Origin of the sequence: Gordonia sp. DT101, assembly GCF_049844895.1 — a bacterium.
Lineage (GTDB): Bacteria > Actinomycetota > Actinomycetes > Mycobacteriales > Mycobacteriaceae > Gordonia.
On sequence record NZ_JBNCLX010000001.1, the window covers coordinates 551430 to 568193 of the forward strand.

Below are 16764 nucleotides of genomic sequence, written 5' to 3' on the forward strand. Positions count from 1 at the left end.
CGGATCGGGCGTGACTCGATGAGTCTCGTCGCGGGACACGGCCCCCTCAGCGGACACCCGGCCGGTTGGTTCTCCGGTGCACTTCCGGCGGATCTGGTGTTCGTCGAGCCCCATCCGCGCCGCATCCAGGCGATCCGCGACGGCCAGACGATCCTCGACACCGAACGTGCGGTGATGGTGCATCGGCCCGGCCAGTTCCTCAGTTACGCGTTTCCGGCCGACGAGGTCAGGGACCTGCCCACCGAACCGGAGTCGGAAGCGCCGGGGTTTGTGCACGTGCCCTGGGACGCCGTCGACGAGTGGTACGAGGAGGGCCGCAAGCTCGTCTGGTACCCGCCGAATCCCTATCACCGTGTCGACTGCCGCCCGACCACAAGGGGCCTGCGCGTCGACGTCGCCGGCGAGACCCTCGTCGACACCACGGACACCGTCATCGTGTTCGAGACCGCGCTGGACCCGGTGCTCTACGTCGCGCCCCGACATGTGCGCACCGACCTGCTGCGTCCCGGTGACCTGACGACATATTGCAACTACAAGGGCAACGCCACCTACTGGACTGCGGTGATCGGCGACACCATCGTCGAGAACGTCGCCTGGAGCTACGAGGATGTGCTGCCGGAAAGCACTGTCATCGGTGGATATCTCAGCTTCGACCCCGCCAAGGCCGATGTGCTCGCCGAACTTCCCGCGCGTGCCCCGGGATCCGCGGATTGCGGCTGCGAGATCTAGGCCCCACTACAGTCGGGCGCGCGACTCCACCGCTGAATCGGATGTGCGCAACGGCCGGATGAGTCCGTCCTGGACGAAGGACGCCAGGAGCGCACCGTCTTCGGTGTGCACGGTGCCGCGCACGTACGACATGCCCGCGCCGACCTGCGTGCTCTCATGGGCATAGAGAATCCACCCGTCCCACCGGACCGGCTCGTGAAAGCTGATCGCGATGGTCATCGGTGCGGTGGAGACGGTGAGATGCGCTTGGCTGGTACCGATCCCGGCGTGCGCCCGCATCGTGGTCGAGATACCGAGATGGCCGGTGAAGTGCGCCAGCAGCGCCTTGGCCAGGTCGTCGCGTTGTGGGACCGGATCGTATTTCAGCCAGGCGTACAACTCGGGTGGGCCCACCTCGTCCGGACTGTTGACCTCGTGGACGTCGATCAGGCGGACGTCGCGGCCCGGCAACGGCATTCGTGCGGCAAAGGCCTGGTCGGGCCCTGCGACCGCCGGACGTGGGAGGTGGTGGGCGATCAGGTCTTCGGTCGGGACGTCGGCGAGGACGGTGATCGTGACGCATCGCTTGCCGTTCTGCGAGGCCGCGACGACGGCGGTCGCAACGGACCGCCCCTCGTGGACGACGTCGACGTCGAGCTCCACCGCCGGACCGACCGTGACCGCCCGCGCGAACACGGCCTGCGCCGAACGGATCGACTTGTCCGGGAACCGCTTTGCGACAGCCGCGATCGCTTGCGCGAGCACCTGCGTGCCCTCCACGACCACGCGGCCTTCTTCGCCCTCGATCCCGGTCGCGCCGATGAATCGATCCGGTCCGCCGGGCTCGACGTCGAACAGGTCGAGCAGCACGTCGAGCGACCAGGCTGTCTGGGCTGTCTCGTTCTGTGTCAAATCCGATCGTTCTCCCACTCGAGGTTCAAATGACGACTCACTCCCGGTTCACCGCGACCGCGGCGATGATCAAGCCCACGAAGGCATCGGCGTCGAGGGCGTCGTTCTCCCTGAGGTCGATCGCCCGCCGCGTCCCCCATCGAGGCTCGAGTTGAACCGGTTCTGCCCGCATGATCAGTGACCGCACCTCGGAGTCCCTGGTTTCGCGCCAATCGTTGCCCATGCGGACACGGTAGCCCCGACCGCCGGGATCCAGATTGCCGATCACAGAGCCGGCGAGATCGCATTCCACATGCGGGGCAAGCCCTTCGCCCAGTAGTACCAGTGGTGGGTCCCGACGACCTGCAGGGCATCGGTGAACGGTAGTCCCGCACCGCGTAGCTCCCCGGCGAATCGCTGCGAGCAGTTACTCGTGGCGATCTCGAACGTCGCCGATGCGGCGAGGACGACCTGGTAAAGACCCTCCTCCGGCGTCACCTGGCGCTTGATGTCCGCGGGTCCGAGCCGACCGGCCCCCGAGTACAGATACAGCTTCTTGCCACGGAGTCGGTCGAGCCGCAGAGCAGGATCGTGTTCGCGCCAGCCGGCCGAACCGACGGGCCCCCACATGTTGTCGGCGTTCGCACCGCCGCGAGCGAGGGTCGCCCGCACGTACGCCTCGCCCTCCGGCGAGGAGACCGGTGGACACCCGCTGAGCGAGGCGACCGCCCGGTAGAGCGTCGGGGCCCGCGACGCGAGCGTGTAGGCCGCCTGTCCACCCATCGAGACACCGGCGATGCCCCGTGACCCGTCCGAGTCGAACCGGGCATCGATGAGCGGCGGCAGTTCCTTGGTCAGAAAGGTCTCCCACATGGGCTTGCCCACGGTCGGGTCGCGGCGCTCCCAATCCGTGTAGAAGGTCCCGTATGCGCCGGTCGGCAGTACGACGGTCACGTCCTTGTCGGCGAAGAACTTCTCGACGTTGCCCGCCTCGAGCCAGCCGCTGCTATCGCCACGGGCACCGGCGCCGTCGAGCATGTAGAGCGTCGGCCGCGGGCCGGTCTTGTGACGCGGCGTGAGGACGAACACCTTGACCTTCTTGTCCATCGCCGCCGAGTACACCCACACACCGGCGCGGGTGGCGGTCTCCTGCGCGACCGAGAGGATGCGCGCCTCCCGGGGCGCAGCTTCCGCAGTCCCGCAGACGCCCAAGCACAGCGCGCTCAGGCACACGACACTCATCGCTCGCCACACCGATCGAACCACTCTCGTCCCCCGCATCCGCGCTGCGCGCGAATCATCTGCCCCCGGGATGGTCGAGAGGTCAGAGACCGCGACGAACCACCCGCCGTAGAAAACCTGAGCCTAGTCGCCCGAAGGACTGCTGTCAGGGATTCACGACACTTCGGGACTCGCCGTCAGGCCGCCTCACGCATCACGCCGACGTGCCGGACCGCCCCGGAAATACCCGGAAGCTGCTTCACCGGCGTCCAGGTGCGCAACCCGTTCGTGCTGTCGGAGTACAGCTGCTTGCCCCTGGTGTAGGCATCGAGGTACATCCGCCAGGCGCCGCTCGGCAACTGGACCACGGCCGGGCCTTCCACGTACGTTCCCCAATTCCCGGGCGGGACGAACCGATAGGGCCCGATCAGCGACGACGCGACAGCATGCTGGATGACCTTCTTCGTCTCGTTCTTGGTGAACGCGTGATAGGTCGCTCCCACCTTGACCACGGTGGTGTCGATGTGGTCCGCGCCGATCCCGGCGAGCGGAACCGGCGGGCTCCACAACCGGAGCGACGGCTCGAGGGCCGTCATCAGGTACGGCACAAAACCGCCACCGGTCGACATCGACAGGATGACGTTGATTCGGCCACCCTCCACGAACCATTCGGGCGCCCAGGACTTGGTGGTGAACGGAGACAAGGACGGACCGTCGCTGGAGCCGGCCGACCCGGACGAGCCGGGCCCGCTCGACGACCCGAAACCTCTGCCGTCGCCCGTTCCTGGCAGCAGTGCGCAGCAGAACGGTGTCGGATAATTGTGCAGGAACGTCCAGTTGACGCGATCACGGCTGCGCGCGAACCCGATGTTGGCGCCGTCCGCCGTCGTGTAGGTGATGTAGTACCACCCGTCGGTGTTCCGGAAGATGCTCGCGTCGCGCACACGCCCTGACGGTGGTCGATACGCCGACTTTCGGAGGAGCTGGAATCGCGTGCCGTCCCCGGACCCGTAGACATCCATGTCGCGGTCGGTGGCGCTGCTGAACGCCACCATCGTGTACCGCCAGCCGGTTGTCGGTGCAGCGCTGGAGACCCCCGGAGCCGAGACGAGCAGACCCGCGACCACCGCCAGCACCGCCGATACCGCGACAAAGGTCGCTTTTCTGGTAAGGATCACCGATGCAGTATCGACGGCGACCAGCACAGTCTGCACAGCTTTGGCCACAGCCGCCCGAAATTGTTACTGGTGAGGCCAGTGCGTTACGCCCAGGCGCTCTTCCGCTCACTGCTCGGTGACGCGGCCACCGTCCACCTGCCATACGCGATCGAGGCGCACGTTCGCCAGCATGCGGCGGTCGTGGGTCACCAGCAGGACAGCGCCGTCGTAGGAATGCAATGCGGACTCGAGTTGCTCGATGGCGGCGAGGTCGAGGTGGTTGGTGGGTTCGTCGAGTACCAGGACGTTGGTCCCCCGCGCCTGCAACAGGGCCAGCGCGGCGCGGGTGCGCTCCCCGGGCGACAGTTCGGCGACCGCACGGTCGACGTGATCGGCGCGGAGCCCGAACTTCGCGAGAAGCGTACGCGCCTCAGCCGTCGTGAAGTCGGGGACGAGTTCCTCGAATCGCTCGGCGAGTGGCGACGGTCCAGCGAATTCACCACGCGTCTGGTCGATTTCGCCGATTGCGACGTTCGCGCCCAATTGCGCCGTCCCGGCTTCGGGTGTGATCCGGCCGAGGATCAGCCGCAACAGCGTCGACTTCCCGGCGCCGTTGGGGCCGGTGATACCGATCCGATCGCCCGCGTTCACCTGCAGTGATACCGGACCGAGAACGAAACCTCCTTGCCGCACAACGGCATTGTTGAGAGTCGACACGACTGAGCTCGAACGCGGCGCGGCGCCGATCGTGAACTCCAGCACCCACTCCTTGCGTGGTTCGACGACCTCGTCCAGACGCGCGATCCGACTTTCCATCTGGCGGACCTTCTGCGCCTGCTTCTCGCTGGACTCGGTGGCGGCGCGCCGACGGACCTTGTCGTTGTCCGGTGCCTTCCGCATCGCATTGCGGACACCCTGACTCGACCATTCACGTTGGGTTCTCGCCCGAGCCACCAGGTCGGCCTTCTTCTCGGCGAACTCCTCGTATTCCGCGCGCCTGTGCCGGCGTGCGACTTCACGTTCCTGCAAGTAGCTGTCGTAACCGCCGCCGAAGAGCGTGTTGGTGTGTTGCGCGAGATCGAGTTCGAGAACTCCGGTGACGCTGCGGGACAAGAACTCCCGGTCGTGGCTGACCAGCACCACACCGCCCCGCATGGCGTTGACCACGCCTTCCAGCCGATCGAGCCCGTCGAGGTCGAGGTCGTTGGTCGGCTCGTCGAGCAACACCACGTCGAACCGCGAACACAGCAACGCGGCCAATCCCACCCGTGCGGCCTGCCCGCCGGAGAGATCGGTCATCGACGCCGATCCCGACGCCACCACACCGCTGTCCAAGCCCAGATCGGCGAGGACTTCGGGCAGCCGCTCGTCGAGGTCGGCGGCACCGGTCGCCAGCCAGTGGTCGAGTGCCGCGGCGTAGACATCGGCCGGATCGTCGGGGCCGGTCGCGCCCGAAGGGTCGGCGAGGGCGCTCGCGGCCGCGTCCATGGCCTCGGTCGCCGCAGAACAGCCGGTGCGACGGGCGATATACTGTCCGACCGTCTCGCCGGGAACGCGGGCGTGCTCCTGCGGCAGCCATCCGACGAACGCGTCGGCCGGAGCGCGTGTCACCCTGCCGTCGAGCGGCGCCAGGTCACCCGCGAGCACCCGCAGCAGCGTGGTCTTGCCCGACCCGTTGGCCCCGACGACACCGATCACGTCACCCGGCGCAACCGTGAGATCGAGGTGATCGAACAGGACGCGGTGCGCATACCCGCCGGCGATGTCCTTGGCGACGAGTGTTGCGGTCATGAGGAGATGATCGCACCTCGACGGGAGCACAGGTCAGACGCACACCGGGTGCTACGGGGTGGAGCGGAACTCCACCACGTTCCGCAGCCGATCAACATCAGCCTCCACCTGTGCGAACGTGTTCTTCAGGCTTCAGCTGCGGTACTTGGTCAGCAGTTCCTGGGGGAGGTGGCACGAGCTCTCGGGGAAACGCGCGAGCCGATCCTGATGTTCTTCGGCACTTCGCACATAGTTGGCGAGCGGCAGCACCTCGACGGCGATGCGATCCGCGTCGTCTCTCGCGCCGATGAAGGCTCGCGCCTGCTCGAGATGCGCCGGCGCGTCGGAGTAGACGCCGGTGCGATACTTCTCGCCGACATCCGGCCCCTGCTCGTTCACGCTGTAAGGGTCGATGATCTCGAAGACGTACGCCATCAGTTGCTCGACGCTCACGACGGTCGGATCGAATCGGGTCCACACGCATTCGGCGTACCCGTCGTAGTCGCTCTCGACGGACCGACTGGTGCCGTTGGCCCGTCCGGCCTCGGTGAACGTCACCCCTGGCAACGTTGCGATGAACGCCTGCACGCCCCAGAGGCAGCCGCCCGCGAAATACACATCTTCGGTCTCGCGCTCCACATGGGCGATGGTACGGCCACCCGACGCGTCCAGACGCATCGCTCGATCAAACGTTGAAATGGAACGCCACCACATCGCCGCACGTAGGACTATTTGCGCGCGAAGTCCGCTCAGGAGCCCTTCCGGAGAGCTGAGGCATCATGGCCACATGGCTGACGATATCGCGGAGCGAGTGAGGAAGTGGGTCGAGCGGGCGGCCCCGCCGCTGAGCTGGGAGGAGTTCGTCGCCGGGACGCCATGCCGGGGCTGCGGCCAGCCCTGGAAGGACGAGGAGCCGTGGGAGGGCGGCTGGCGCGGCAACCTCGCCGGCGAGAAGCTCGAGCGCTACGACGCCGAAGCCGCGAGGTTCTCGGCTCAGCACCCCGAGTGCGGCTCGGAGGGCCACAACAAGCTGGAGGGGTCGTTGACCATGCACTGCAGGCAGTGCTGCCCGCCCCCGCCGCTGTCGCCGGAACAGAGGCGGATGGTCGCGCGGGTGTTCAGGGAGTCGCGGGAGGAACGCATGAGACGGGAGCAGGTCGGAAAGGGCTGACCCCGGCCCGATCACGAGGAGGCGACTACTCGTCCCCGACCATGATCGGCCACTCCACGGCGAGGACCTGGAGCGCCTCCTCGGGGGTCGAACCCACCGCATTGCCGGTGTCGGTGAAGTCCGGCTGGTCCGTGTTCACAACGATCTCCCACTGTCCGGAGCCCTCCTCGTAGAAGAGCGTGATGTTGTAATCGTGGGTCGATTGAGTCGAGTTCGTCATCGATCCATCCTGTCAGACTCGGAAGGTCGGCGATGCGACGAGGCTGCCGGGACCGGGCGACGACGGGAGCCGGTCAGTGCGAGCGATCCGGGTGCCGGAGCGGACCACGGGTGCGCCGAGACCCGCCGGGAGCTCCGACAGCTCGGCGATGCCGTCGAGCATCGTCGGCTTCTGCCTCGCAGCGAGGAGGCCGCGCAAGGCGCGCTCCAGCAGGTCGCGGTCGACGTCCACGGCGGTGACTGCCATTCGTTGTCGTGCCGGTGCTCCGGGCGTCCCTCGCCGCGGATCCGCATCCGGCGCACGCTGCCGTCGGGGTCGCGCAGGTCGACGAGGTGCCTCGTCCCGTGCTCCGTGGTCAGCTCCCACACCTGTCCAGGGGTGAGTTCGACCCGTTCGTTCTCGACCATGGCTCCATTGTCCCCGCCGTGCCCGCACGGGCGGCTGTGGAGGTCTGGTGAGAGGCTCGACACCATGACTTCCACCCTCGCCGACGGATCCAGGCCGACCGAAGCCGAGTGCTGGAGCGAGTTCTGGAAGACGCTGGCAAAGATCTGGGCAGAGCTGTCGCCGGAGGTGCAGCAGGAGTGCGTCGAGGAGGCCGAGCGGGAGCGCCTCGCCACCTCCCAGGATGAGACGCGGCGATAGGTCACGGATGCAGGCGATCGCTCGCTGAACGGTGCCGTGGCGGTCCATCCGCACGATCTGGTGCGGCTCCTCAGATCGGCTGCCACTTCCCGTTCTCGTCGGGCTTCGCCGCCCGCACGGTGCCGATGGTTGTAGGCGACGCCCTCTTCGAGGTCGTCGTCACTCGGCAGGGTCGGCACGATCTTGTCGATGTCGCCTGTGCTCTCCGGGGGGTGAAGGAGGAACCCATGAGTTCAAATCCCACCGTCACCGCCAGAGCGAAGGCCCCTAGATCTTTGAGAAATCAAGGGTTTCGGGGCTTTCATCATGCTCCCGACGGGTCCCGCCGTAACGCAGCGGCAACGGAACTCGCCGGAGAGGGTCACCTGGTTCTGTTCGTCCGACTGCCGCCCGTCGCGGGCGACGGTTGCCCTCGGCTGTTTAGGCGAGCGACTTCGTGAAGTGCACGAGCGAGTAGTCGCCCACGTTTGTGCGCGCGGTCTCGACGTATCCGCTGCGCTCGTACAGGCGGATGTTCGCGGTCGAGTGCTCCCCCGTGAAGAGCTGCATCTCCCGGGCGTCAGGGAACACCGTCTCAGCCTCGCGCAGGAGGAAGCTCCCGATGCCCTGGCCCTGCCTGTCTGGAACTACCGTCAGCCGACCAAGATCGACCGCCGAGTCGATCCGGCGAAGACGAACCGCCCCAATGAGGCGGGCTTCATCACGGACGCCGAGAGCGACGGCATCGGGGGCTGCCAACCCCTCGCGGAGCTCATCGATGCTCTGCGTGAGCGGAGGAAGATCGAAGTCTCGGTGCGCCTGAGCCTCGGTGACGTAGGCCGCGCGCTGGAGAGTGAGAATCTCCCCGGCGTCGGCATCGCCCAGCACAGTGACCGTGTACAGATTCTTCTTCGGCCTGCTGACCGCAACGTCGTTCGCCATGCACCAATCCTATGCGGCGGCCCACTTCCGCCACCTCGACCACCTCGGCCCTTCCACGTCTCCCGTGCACGTCGTGCTTTCAATTCGTGCTCCTGAGATCGGGTTTCCGTACGGGGTCTTGCAGCGGTCACCGGGCGTCGCCGCCGATGTCCGCGGCCGGTGGCACGATGGAGCGCATGCGCGACGACGGCCGGATCACGTTCCATCTGCTCAAGCGGCCCGAGGACCTGCTCCCCTGGTGCGGGACCTGGCCCGGGCGTGATCCCGAGTCGGGCGAGTTCCACGCGGTGCGCGTGCTCGACGAGGTCCTCGAAGCGCTGAGCCTCGGGATGGGCTGCTGCGTCACATGCATGTCGCCGGAGTCGCTCGGCGGCTGGTCGCCGATGGCGCTCGAGGAGGGGCTGTAGGCCCTCAGCCGAGGTCGGCCGCGGTCTTCACCACGACGCCGTAGAGGTCGCCGATGGTCGCCAGCGCGGACTCGTGCAGCTGCTGGGCAGAGACCGGGGCGATCCCGGACTCGAGCGGACGGGTCGCCGAGGCGTCGGCGACGACAGTGGGCTTCTTGCCGGCGAGGAAGGTGCCTTCGGTCGTGAACTGGACGCACATGTTCGTCATGAACCCGGCGATGACGACGTCGTCGTGCCCGGCTTTCTCGACCAGCTCGCCGAGCTCGGTGCCGACGTAGGCGTTCGGCGCGGTCTTGACCACGGTCGCCTCGCCCTCGATGGGCGCGACCTTCGGATGGATGCTCCCGATCTCGGCGCGGACGTCGTACGGCGTGCCCTCGCCGCCGTCGTTGACGATGTGGATGACCGTCGCACCGGCCTGGCGCGCCCGGGCGAGCAGGTCGGCCGCGGCGTCGAGCGCGGGCTCCCAGCCGTCGAGCTCCATGACGCCAGCTGTGTAGGTGTTCTGGTAGTCCACGAGAAGGAGAGTCGAGTCCTTGAGGGATGCGGGGGTGCTGTCGAAGCCGTTGAGCTCGCGGAGCGTGGTGCGTGCCATGGGTGGTTCCTTCTTTCTTCTCGTGTCTGAGCGTCCCCATCAACGCTAGGAACGCAGAACGGTGTCCGCAATGTCAGGTAACCTGCAAATACCGACATCGATCGTCCAGGGAGGCCAGGCATGATCGAGCGACTCGTCGTCGTCGCGCTCTTCGAGGGCGTCGACCTGCTCGACGTCACGGGGCCGTCCGAGGTCTTCTCGTTGCTCCAGCGGGAGATGGACGAGCCGACGGGCTACCGGGTGGTCCTCGCCGCCGAGACGATGGACCCCGTGACGACCTCGGCCGGCGTCCGCGTCCTCCCGGACGTCGCTTTCGACGAGCTCGCCGGCCGGAGCATCGACACGCTCATCGTCCCCGGCTCGGTCGAGACCGACGAGCAGCGCCGGGTGCGGGCGATCGCCGACCCCGCGGTCGTCGGGCGCGTCGGCGACCTCGCCGCGCGGACCAGGCGGGTGGCCTCGGTGTGCGTGGGAGCGCACATCCTCGCCGCGGCCGGGCTCCTCGACGGGAAGCGCGCCACGACGCACTGGTCGACGGCGGACCAGCTCGCCGCCGAGCACCCGGAGGTCGAGGTCGATGCCGACCCGATCTTCATCCGCGACGGGGACGTGTGGACGGGGGCGGGCATCAGCTCGGTGCTCGACCTGTCCCTGGCACTCGTAGCCGACGACTTCGGCGCGGAGCTCGCGCAGGCGGTGGCGAGGCAGCTCGTCGTCTACCTCAAGCGCCCGGGAGGTCAGAGCCAGTTCAGCGTGCCGCTCGAGCGCGCCGCGACGACGACGCGGGCCGACGACCTGCGCCTCTTCATCGCCGAGCACCTGGGCGATTACCTGACCGTGGAGAGCCTCGCCGAGAGCCTGCACATCAGCGATCGGCAGCTCACGCGGGTCTTCAAGCAGGAGCTGGGGACGACGCCGGGTGCCTACATCGAGCAGGCCAGGGTCGAGGCGGCGAAGAACCGGCTCGAGACGAGCGACGACACCCTCGGCCGCGTGGCCACGGCGTGCGGGTTCGGCACCGTCGACACCCTGGCGCGGGCGTTCCGGCGCGGACTCGGCATCACGCCCGGTGAGTACCGCCAGCGGTTCCGTCTGCAGAGGGCCTGAGGTCTTCATACCTCACGCCTGCGGTGGACGACGACCGAGAGGGCGAGGACTGCCAACGTCCAGGGCGACGACCCGTGTGCACCGCAAGTCGCCGTGAATTGTCGGTGGTCAGCCGTAATCTCAGATCAGGGGTCGAGAACCGCTCGCCCAATGACAGTGAGGAGCCAGCGGTGGCGACCAAGACGGTGTTCTACTCGTTCCACTACGACCGCGACGTGAGCCGGGTCCAGCTCGTGCGCAACATCAACGCTCTGGAGGGCCAGCCCCTCCTCAACGCCCAGGACTGGGAAGAGGTGAAGAGCCGCGGCCAGCAGGCCGTCGTCAACTGGATCGACGAGCAGATGAAGTACAAGCGGGCCATCGTCGTCCTCATCGGTCAGGAGACGGCCGGTCGCGAGTGGGTGATCTACGAGATCGAGAAGGCGTGGAAGGACAAGAAGCCGCTCGTCGGCGTCCGAATCCATGGGCTCGCCGACTTCAACAACGGTGCAGACAAGAAGGGCGCGAACCCGTTCGACAAGGCGTCCGGCGTCAGCGGCATCCCGGTGTTCGACCCGACAGTCACCGACTGGCGCGGCGACATCGACACGAAGGCGACCTACGCCGCCCTCAAGAACAACCTGGAGGGCTGGGTCGCCCAGGCGAAGGCCCGCATGTGGTGAGCGAGGGCTGCGAGTTTTGCGAGATCGTCGACCGCGATGACCCGGACGTCCGCGAGGTGTACCGGGACGAGAACGTGGTCGCGTTCTTCCCTACCGAGCCTGCGGTCCTCGGCCACGTGCTCGTGGTGCCTCGCCGGCACGTCCCCGACATCTGGGGGCTGGACCCCGACGAGGCCGCTCAGCTCTCGCGGGCGACGCTGCTGCTCGCAGACGCGGTCCGGGACGCCGTGAGGCCCGAGGGGCTCAACGTCATCCAGTCCAACGGCGAGGCCGCGACGCAGACGGTCGAGCACCTCCACGTCCACCTGGTGCCCCGGTGCGAGGGGGACGCGATGGGGCCGATCTGGCCCGAGGAGACGGACTACTCAGAGGAGTCCAAGGAGCGCACGATGGTCGACGTCCGCGCCGCGGCGCGGCGTCTGCGCGACTCCGCCGAGCCGCCGATCGCCCCAGAGGATCGGCGCAAGCACCTCGACTACATCCAGGCCGTCGTGACCCGGCAGTCCGCGGCGTCGTCGTCGGCCAAGGGATGGCTGCTGCCCATCGTCACGGCGACCTTCGGTTTCGCGCTCACCCAGCACTCATGGGCGTTGGCGGCGCTCGGCATGGTGGCCGTGGTCCTGTTCGCCTACCTCGACGCGAACTACCTCAAGAGCGAGAAGGAGTTCCGCCGCCTCTACAACACGGTCGCCCGGTCGAGCCGGAAGGTGCCTCTGTTCACGCTCGACCCGGTCGACGCCGACGACCCGCTGCCAGCCGGAGCGCCGGCGTCGACGAAGTGGAAGAGGTTCAAGAAGGCCTACGTGCCGGAACGAGCGATCTGGGCCTCATGGTCGATCGCACCGTTCTACATCGCCCTGTTCCTGCTCGGGACAGGCGTGCTGATCGTGTCCGCCTGCTGAGCGGCTACTGCCGACCCTCCAGATGACGAGAGCGTCCGAGCGCCTTCCGCTGACAGGGACTTGTCGGTGTCCAGTGGCACGATCAGGTGCAGGGCGTCGGAACGCATGTGATCGATGTGACGCGTGAGGCGTGCGGCGGGTTCTGGCGAGCAGCGCGGACCGCGACCGATACGCTCATCGGGACGAGAAGGGGTGATGTTGTGGCCACGAACAGCGCGATCGAATGGACAGAGGTCACCTGGAACCCCGTCACCGGGTGCGACAGGGTCGCCTCGGGCTGCGACAACTGCTATGCCCTCGCCCTGGCCAAGCGCCTCAAGGCGATGGGTGCTGAGAAGTACCAGAACGACGGCGATCCCCGGACGTCCGGGCCCGGCTTCGGCGTGACGATCCACCCGCGGTCGCTGGCGCAGCCATACCGTTGGCGCACGCCGAAGGTCGTCTTCGTCAACTCCATGAGCGACCTCTTCCACGCCAAGGTCCCGCTCGACTTCATCCGCGACGTGTTCGACGTGATCCGCGAGACCCCGCAGCACACCTACCAGGTGCTCACCAAGCGCGCGCACCGGACGGCGAGGATCGCCGAGAAGCTCGACTGGCCAGACAACCTGTGGATGGGCGTCTCTGTCGAGTCGTCGGACGTCGTCGACCGGATCGACGACCTGCGCGCCGTCCCGGCGGCGACGCGGTTCCTCTCCTGCGAGCCGCTCCTCACCTCATTGCCCGATCTGAACCTGCACGGCATCGACTGGGTGATCGCCGGCGGCGAGTCCGGGCCGCGGGCGCGGCCGATGGATCCGGCGTGGGTCGAGGACATCCGCGACCAGTGCGTCCACGCCGGCGTGGCGTTCTTCTTCAAGCAGTGGGGCGGACGGACGCCGAAGGCCAACGGCCGCGAGCTCGACGGCCGTACCTGGGACGACATGCCCGAGCTGGCGGCGGCGCTGCCCTAAGAAGCCCTGCGAAAGACGAAGTCGCGCGGTTTGCTGCCCTTGGTCACGTACTCGAGTTCGCCCGACTTCACCAGAGCCCGCAAGGCCGCCGTGAACGCGGTCTCCTTGGCCTCACCGTAGAGGTCACCGAAGATGGCCGCGAAGTGGTCGACCGCCTTCTTCGGTTGACCGTCTGCGGTCAGAGCGCGGAGGTTCCCCATGATGTGCTCGATCGCCGTGTCGTGCTCGCGCGTCAGCTGCTCGTCGACGGTGTCCCAGAGCATCGTCGCGGCCTCGTCGGGATCGGGACCGAGGAAGGTGATCCACTTCTCGCGCGCCTTGGCTGCGGAGACCCCGAACACCCAGAAGCCGTGGGGCTGAGAGGTCAGGAAGATCAGGTAGTAGACGGGTTGGTGATGCACCTGTCGTCGCACCGGTGCGACGACAGAGCCGTAGCCCGTCCCGCCAGTGAGCCGCCTCGCGTACTCGACGGCCACGGCGTCGGCAGCTGACTCCCAGTTCTGCCCGCCGGACGCCTCGTGGGCCTGCAGGGCGATGTCCCGCCACCAGTCGCCACCGCAGACCTTGTCCGCCTGGGCGACGCCATGGAGGTCGAACTGGCCCTTCTTCAACTGCCCGCCCGCCCTGCGGATGAGGTCGGCGCTGAAGTTGAGCAGCACCTCTGTCCGAGGCCACTTGCCCCGTTTCCGCAAGACATCCGTTATCGCGCCCATGGGCAGCACGGCACCGCACGGGTCGAGGAAGACGAACAGGCTGGCACCGGCGGCAAGCTGAAGCGCATCGCCGAGGTGGTCACCGCACGTGCCGTTGTAGCTGTCGATCCGGATGCCGCGCTGGCGATACTCGTCGGCAACCGAGTCAAGAGAGGCGTATTCGGCTGGGTCCTTCTCGACGAGGAGCAGGTCGATCGTGGTCTTCGCCTTGGCCTTCTGCGCGGCGAGCATCATGTATTCGGCCGAGCCCGGTTCCTTGGTGTCGAACCGCCCGCGCCCCGCGAACCCGTCGACCATCACCGCGCGTTTCGGAGTCAGCTTGCTCGCGGTCATCGTCGCGAACTGGATCACGTACTGATCCAAGATCCCGTGCTTGTAGACCGACTGCGGCTTGGGGCTGTCCAGCAGCCCGCCATCCGTCCCCGTTGCCATCGTCGCGCGCCCCTATACGTCCCACTTCTTGCGATTGCACGGCTGGCAGAGCATGACGCAGTTCTCGGCGACGGTCTTGCCGCCCTTGCTCCACGGGGTCTTGTGGTCAGCCTGCATCTGTTCGATCTCGAAGTGCTCGTCGCAGCCGGGGCAGATGCCCTTCTGGCCCTCGTAGGCGGTGCGACGCATCCGATCGTCGAACGCCCGGATGCTGAGGTGCTTCTCCTCGCCCGTCAGGAGGTAAGCGTAGACGCCGCGGTTGCTCGTGACATCGGGGTCGGCCATGAGGGTCGCGACCTGCTTCTCGAGCGCGGCCGGGTCCAGGTCGGCGTCCTTGTACTCGTTGTAGAGCGGGCCCCACTTCACCGAGCGCATCTCCGAGCGCTTCTTCGGGAAAGTGGTCTCGACCCAGTCGATGACCTTCTTGAAGTAGAGCCAGAGCGGATTGGCGTTCGGGTCGTGCTGGTGGGCAGCCATGTAGCCGTCGACGTCGCCGTCGTTGATCCACTCGATCGCGGTCTCGAGGTAGTCCTGCCGGATCGGCGAGCCGGTCATGTAGTCGGAGCCGACGACGTAGGCCGGGCACCCGGTCCTGGAGAAGTACTTCTTGGCCGCCGTCACCCACGGGCCGTGGTAGACGGCGTTGCGCAGCTCCTGGTCGGTGAGCTTCTCACCGGCGATGTTGATGGTCTTGAACCAGTCGAGCTTCTCGGAGTCGGTGCCCTGGCACAGGTAGACCATGAGCTCGTAGTCGAGGATCTGGTCCTTCTGGTCGTCCTGGAGGTTGTGGAAGGCGAGCTGATGCCCGCCGATCGGCACCGAGAAGTCTCCCTCGACGTACTGGCAGATCGAGATGGTGCGCTGCTGGCCGTCGATGACCTCGAAGGTGCCGTCGTCCTGCACGGCCCAGTACATGACGTTGAGCGGGAACTCCCGGCGCAGCGTGTCGATGACCGCGTCTCGCTGCTTGTCCTTGTACACGAACTCCCGCTGGTACGGCGGGCGGACGTCGAGCTTCCCGTCGTAGGCGACGACCCCGGCCTCCTGATTGTCCTCGTAGCCCTCGACGAGGTCGCGGACCGTGATCCTCTTGAGTTCGATCTTCATGATGCCGCGTCCTTGCGCTGAATGAGGACGCGGGCGAAGAGCTGGATGTACAGCTCGCCGTCGACCTCGTAGTAGGTCTTGTCAGTCGGAGGCGAATCGACCTTCATCGCCGGTCCATCGTTGAGCTTCGACACGGTGCTCTTGGCTCCGGTCGCGCTGATCTGAGTCTGCTTCGGGTAGATCTTCGAGGGCTCCCCCAGCGGTGCCTTGGCGATCCCGACGATGTCGAACTGATCGGCGCTGTACTTGTGCAGGAACGTGATTGGCACTCCCATCACGCCGTCGTAGTCCATCGGGATGTCGACGGTCTTGGCGACCTCGATGGCGTCGTAGTTGTCGTAGGCGGGGTACTGCTCGGGGTCGTAGGTCTTGTAGAGGAGCAGGTCCTCGTGGCGCTTGGAGATATCGAGGTTGGTGAACCAGCACATGTTCCCGAAGCTCCGCCACTTCTGGCCGGTTTCGTCCTCCCAGTACCGCGTCGCCCGGGGCTCGTAGTGATCGGGCACCTGGAACTCCATCTGACCGTTCTGGTAGCCGAGCCACATCTTGTCGTCGCGCAGCAGAGGGAAGATCTCCTGGTAGGTGACGGCGTTCTGATTGCCGAGGATGAGGAACTTCTTGTCGTGCTCCAGCAGCTGGCCGACGTACTCGCGGAACAGCGAGAACGGCGGGTTGGTCACGACGATGTCGGCCTGTTTCAGCAACTCGACGCTCTCGGCACTGCGGAAGTCGCCGTCGCCGGCCAGCGGGCGGACCTCGATCTCGTCCCGTCCGGGCAGGCGATCGCCGTCCTTGTCGCCCTCGTACTCGAGCCACACTGCCTGGTCGGCGTCGTTCTGGCTGAACAGGTCGACGCTCTGGTTCTTGTAGCAGGTCGCGATGAGCCTCTTCAGGCCGAGTTTCTCGAAGTTGTGGCTGAAGTAGTGGAAGAAGTTCGAGACCCGGGGATCGTCGCAGTTGCAGTAGACAACCTTGCCCTTGAAGTGCTTCCGGTAGTGCCGGAGCTCCTTCTCGATGTCTGACAGCTGCGTGTAGAACTCGTCTTCCTTGGCCTTCTTCGCGGTCCGCAGATGGCTGTACGTCGACCCCGCTGCTCGTGCCTCTGCCGGCATGCCCGCCCCTGTCGTCCGACCCTGCACCACCGGATCGGGGCGCTTATTCCTTGGGGTCATCGTATCCGGG

The 16764-nt window shown here is 66.8% G+C and carries 22 protein-coding genes; 9 read left to right on the forward strand and 13 right to left on the reverse strand.

Going from position 1 to position 16764, the window contains the following annotated elements; translation table 11 throughout:
- Nucleotides 1–18 precede the first annotated feature (18 nt).
- Complete coding sequence (locus ACLQ3I_RS02705) at nucleotides 19–729, forward strand: DUF427 domain-containing protein (RefSeq protein WP_425800027.1); 711 nt, start codon at nucleotides 19–21, stop codon at nucleotides 727–729.
- A gap of 6 nt (nucleotides 730–735) precedes the next feature.
- Here the strand turns inward: ACLQ3I_RS02705 and ACLQ3I_RS02710 are convergent, their stop codons facing one another.
- The 6 genes from ACLQ3I_RS02710 to ACLQ3I_RS02735 all read right to left on the reverse strand — a co-directional run bounded on the left by ACLQ3I_RS02710 (nucleotide 736) and on the right by ACLQ3I_RS02735 (nucleotide 6425).
- Nucleotides 736–1620 (reverse strand): acyl-CoA thioesterase, encoded by an 885-nt coding sequence (locus ACLQ3I_RS02710; RefSeq protein WP_425800028.1) that lies wholly within the window; start codon nucleotides 1618–1620, stop codon nucleotides 736–738.
- Between the two features lie 37 nt (nucleotides 1621–1657).
- Complete coding sequence (locus ACLQ3I_RS02715; protein WP_425800029.1) at nucleotides 1658–1843, reverse strand: hypothetical protein; 186 nt, start codon at nucleotides 1841–1843, stop codon at nucleotides 1658–1660.
- 41 nt (nucleotides 1844–1884) lie between these two features.
- A complete protein-coding gene (locus ACLQ3I_RS02720; RefSeq protein WP_425800030.1) occupies nucleotides 1885–2841 on the reverse strand; it encodes an alpha/beta hydrolase in 957 nt (318 codons plus the stop codon).
- A gap of 176 nt (nucleotides 2842–3017) precedes the next feature.
- Nucleotides 3018–3998 carry an arabinofuranosidase gene (locus ACLQ3I_RS02725; RefSeq protein ID WP_425791227.1) on the reverse strand — a complete coding sequence of 327 codons (981 nt, stop codon included), beginning with the start codon at nucleotides 3996–3998 and terminating at the stop codon, nucleotides 3018–3020.
- Nucleotides 3999–4103: 105 nt separating this feature from the next.
- Nucleotides 4104–5768 (reverse strand): ABC-F family ATP-binding cassette domain-containing protein, encoded by a 1665-nt coding sequence (locus tag ACLQ3I_RS02730; protein ID WP_425800031.1) that lies wholly within the window; start codon nucleotides 5766–5768, stop codon nucleotides 4104–4106.
- A gap of 132 nt (nucleotides 5769–5900) precedes the next feature.
- Nucleotides 5901–6425 (reverse strand): peptide-methionine (S)-S-oxide reductase, encoded by a 525-nt coding sequence (locus tag ACLQ3I_RS02735; protein ID WP_425800032.1) that lies wholly within the window; start codon nucleotides 6423–6425, stop codon nucleotides 5901–5903.
- Between the two features lie 109 nt (nucleotides 6426–6534).
- On the opposite strand from ACLQ3I_RS02735, the gene ACLQ3I_RS02740 reads away from it, so the two are divergent.
- The gene (locus ACLQ3I_RS02740; protein ID WP_425800033.1) at nucleotides 6535–6918 is read left to right on the forward strand and encodes a hypothetical protein; all 384 of its coding nucleotides are present in this window, start codon (nucleotides 6535–6537) and stop codon (nucleotides 6916–6918) included.
- A 25-nt stretch (nucleotides 6919–6943) separates the two neighbouring features.
- Here the strand turns inward: ACLQ3I_RS02740 and ACLQ3I_RS02745 are convergent, their stop codons facing one another.
- A complete protein-coding gene (locus ACLQ3I_RS02745; RefSeq protein WP_425800034.1) occupies nucleotides 6944–7138 on the reverse strand; it encodes a hypothetical protein in 195 nt (64 codons plus the stop codon).
- 12 nt (nucleotides 7139–7150) lie between these two features.
- The gene (locus tag ACLQ3I_RS02750) at nucleotides 7151–7384 is read right to left on the reverse strand and encodes a hypothetical protein (protein WP_425800035.1); all 234 of its coding nucleotides are present in this window, start codon (nucleotides 7382–7384) and stop codon (nucleotides 7151–7153) included.
- Between the two features lie 8 nt (nucleotides 7385–7392).
- Between ACLQ3I_RS02750 and ACLQ3I_RS02755 the strand changes: the two genes are divergently transcribed.
- Both ACLQ3I_RS02755 and ACLQ3I_RS02760 read left to right on the forward strand, forming a co-directional pair.
- Nucleotides 7393–7596 (forward strand): hypothetical protein, encoded by a 204-nt coding sequence (locus ACLQ3I_RS02755; RefSeq protein ID WP_425800036.1) that lies wholly within the window; start codon nucleotides 7393–7395, stop codon nucleotides 7594–7596.
- A 13-nt stretch (nucleotides 7597–7609) separates the two neighbouring features.
- Nucleotides 7610–7783: a hypothetical protein gene (locus tag ACLQ3I_RS02760; protein ID WP_425800037.1), complete on the forward strand. Its 174-nt coding sequence runs from the start codon at nucleotides 7610–7612 to the stop codon at nucleotides 7781–7783.
- 420 nt (nucleotides 7784–8203) lie between these two features.
- On the opposite strand, the gene ACLQ3I_RS02765 is transcribed toward ACLQ3I_RS02760, so the two are convergent.
- Entirely contained in the window at nucleotides 8204–8704 is a 501-nt protein-coding gene (locus ACLQ3I_RS02765; RefSeq protein ID WP_425800038.1) for a GNAT family N-acetyltransferase, read from the reverse strand.
- A 146-nt stretch (nucleotides 8705–8850) separates the two neighbouring features.
- On the opposite strand from ACLQ3I_RS02765, the gene ACLQ3I_RS02770 reads away from it, so the two are divergent.
- Nucleotides 8851–9111, forward strand: coding sequence for a hypothetical protein (locus tag ACLQ3I_RS02770; protein ID WP_425800039.1), 261 nt, complete (start codon nucleotides 8851–8853; stop codon nucleotides 9109–9111).
- A 4-nt stretch (nucleotides 9112–9115) separates the two neighbouring features.
- Here ACLQ3I_RS02770 and ACLQ3I_RS02775 read toward each other — a convergent pair whose 3' ends face one another.
- Complete coding sequence (locus tag ACLQ3I_RS02775; RefSeq protein WP_425800040.1) at nucleotides 9116–9706, reverse strand: isochorismatase family protein; 591 nt, start codon at nucleotides 9704–9706, stop codon at nucleotides 9116–9118.
- Nucleotides 9707–9826: 120 nt separating this feature from the next.
- On the opposite strand from ACLQ3I_RS02775, the gene ACLQ3I_RS02780 reads away from it, so the two are divergent.
- The 4 genes from ACLQ3I_RS02780 (at nucleotide 9827) to ACLQ3I_RS02795 (ending at nucleotide 13330) form a co-directional block, all read left to right on the forward strand.
- Nucleotides 9827–10813: a GlxA family transcriptional regulator gene (locus tag ACLQ3I_RS02780; protein WP_425800041.1), complete on the forward strand. Its 987-nt coding sequence runs from the start codon at nucleotides 9827–9829 to the stop codon at nucleotides 10811–10813.
- A gap of 170 nt (nucleotides 10814–10983) precedes the next feature.
- Nucleotides 10984–11475 (forward strand): TIR domain-containing protein, encoded by a 492-nt coding sequence (locus ACLQ3I_RS02785; RefSeq protein ID WP_425800042.1) that lies wholly within the window; start codon nucleotides 10984–10986, stop codon nucleotides 11473–11475.
- Nucleotides 11472–12377 carry an HIT family protein gene (locus tag ACLQ3I_RS02790; protein WP_425800043.1) on the forward strand — a complete coding sequence of 302 codons (906 nt, stop codon included), beginning with the start codon at nucleotides 11472–11474 and terminating at the stop codon, nucleotides 12375–12377. The genes ACLQ3I_RS02785 and ACLQ3I_RS02790 overlap by 4 nt, the downstream gene beginning before the upstream one ends.
- 200 nt (nucleotides 12378–12577) lie before the next feature.
- The gene (locus ACLQ3I_RS02795; RefSeq protein ID WP_425800044.1) at nucleotides 12578–13330 is read left to right on the forward strand and encodes a DUF5131 family protein; all 753 of its coding nucleotides are present in this window, start codon (nucleotides 12578–12580) and stop codon (nucleotides 13328–13330) included.
- Here ACLQ3I_RS02795 and tcmP read toward each other — a convergent pair.
- From tcmP to ACLQ3I_RS02810, 3 genes are read right to left on the reverse strand one after another with little or no spacing between them, the layout of a single operon-like run.
- Nucleotides 13327–14475, reverse strand: a complete 1149-nt coding sequence (gene tcmP / locus ACLQ3I_RS02800; protein ID WP_425800045.1) for a three-Cys-motif partner protein TcmP — start codon at nucleotides 14473–14475, stop codon at nucleotides 13327–13329. The two genes, ACLQ3I_RS02795 and tcmP, sit on opposite strands and share 4 nt — an antisense overlap.
- Nucleotides 14476–14487: 12 nt before the next feature.
- A complete protein-coding gene (locus ACLQ3I_RS02805) occupies nucleotides 14488–15582 on the reverse strand; it encodes an HNH endonuclease family protein (protein ID WP_425800046.1) in 1095 nt (364 codons plus the stop codon).
- Nucleotides 15579–16694, reverse strand: coding sequence for an adenine-specific methyltransferase EcoRI family protein (locus ACLQ3I_RS02810; RefSeq protein ID WP_425800047.1), 1116 nt, complete (start codon nucleotides 16692–16694; stop codon nucleotides 15579–15581). Before ACLQ3I_RS02810 ends, ACLQ3I_RS02805 begins: the two co-directional genes overlap by 4 nt.
- Nucleotides 16695–16764 lie beyond the last annotated feature (70 nt).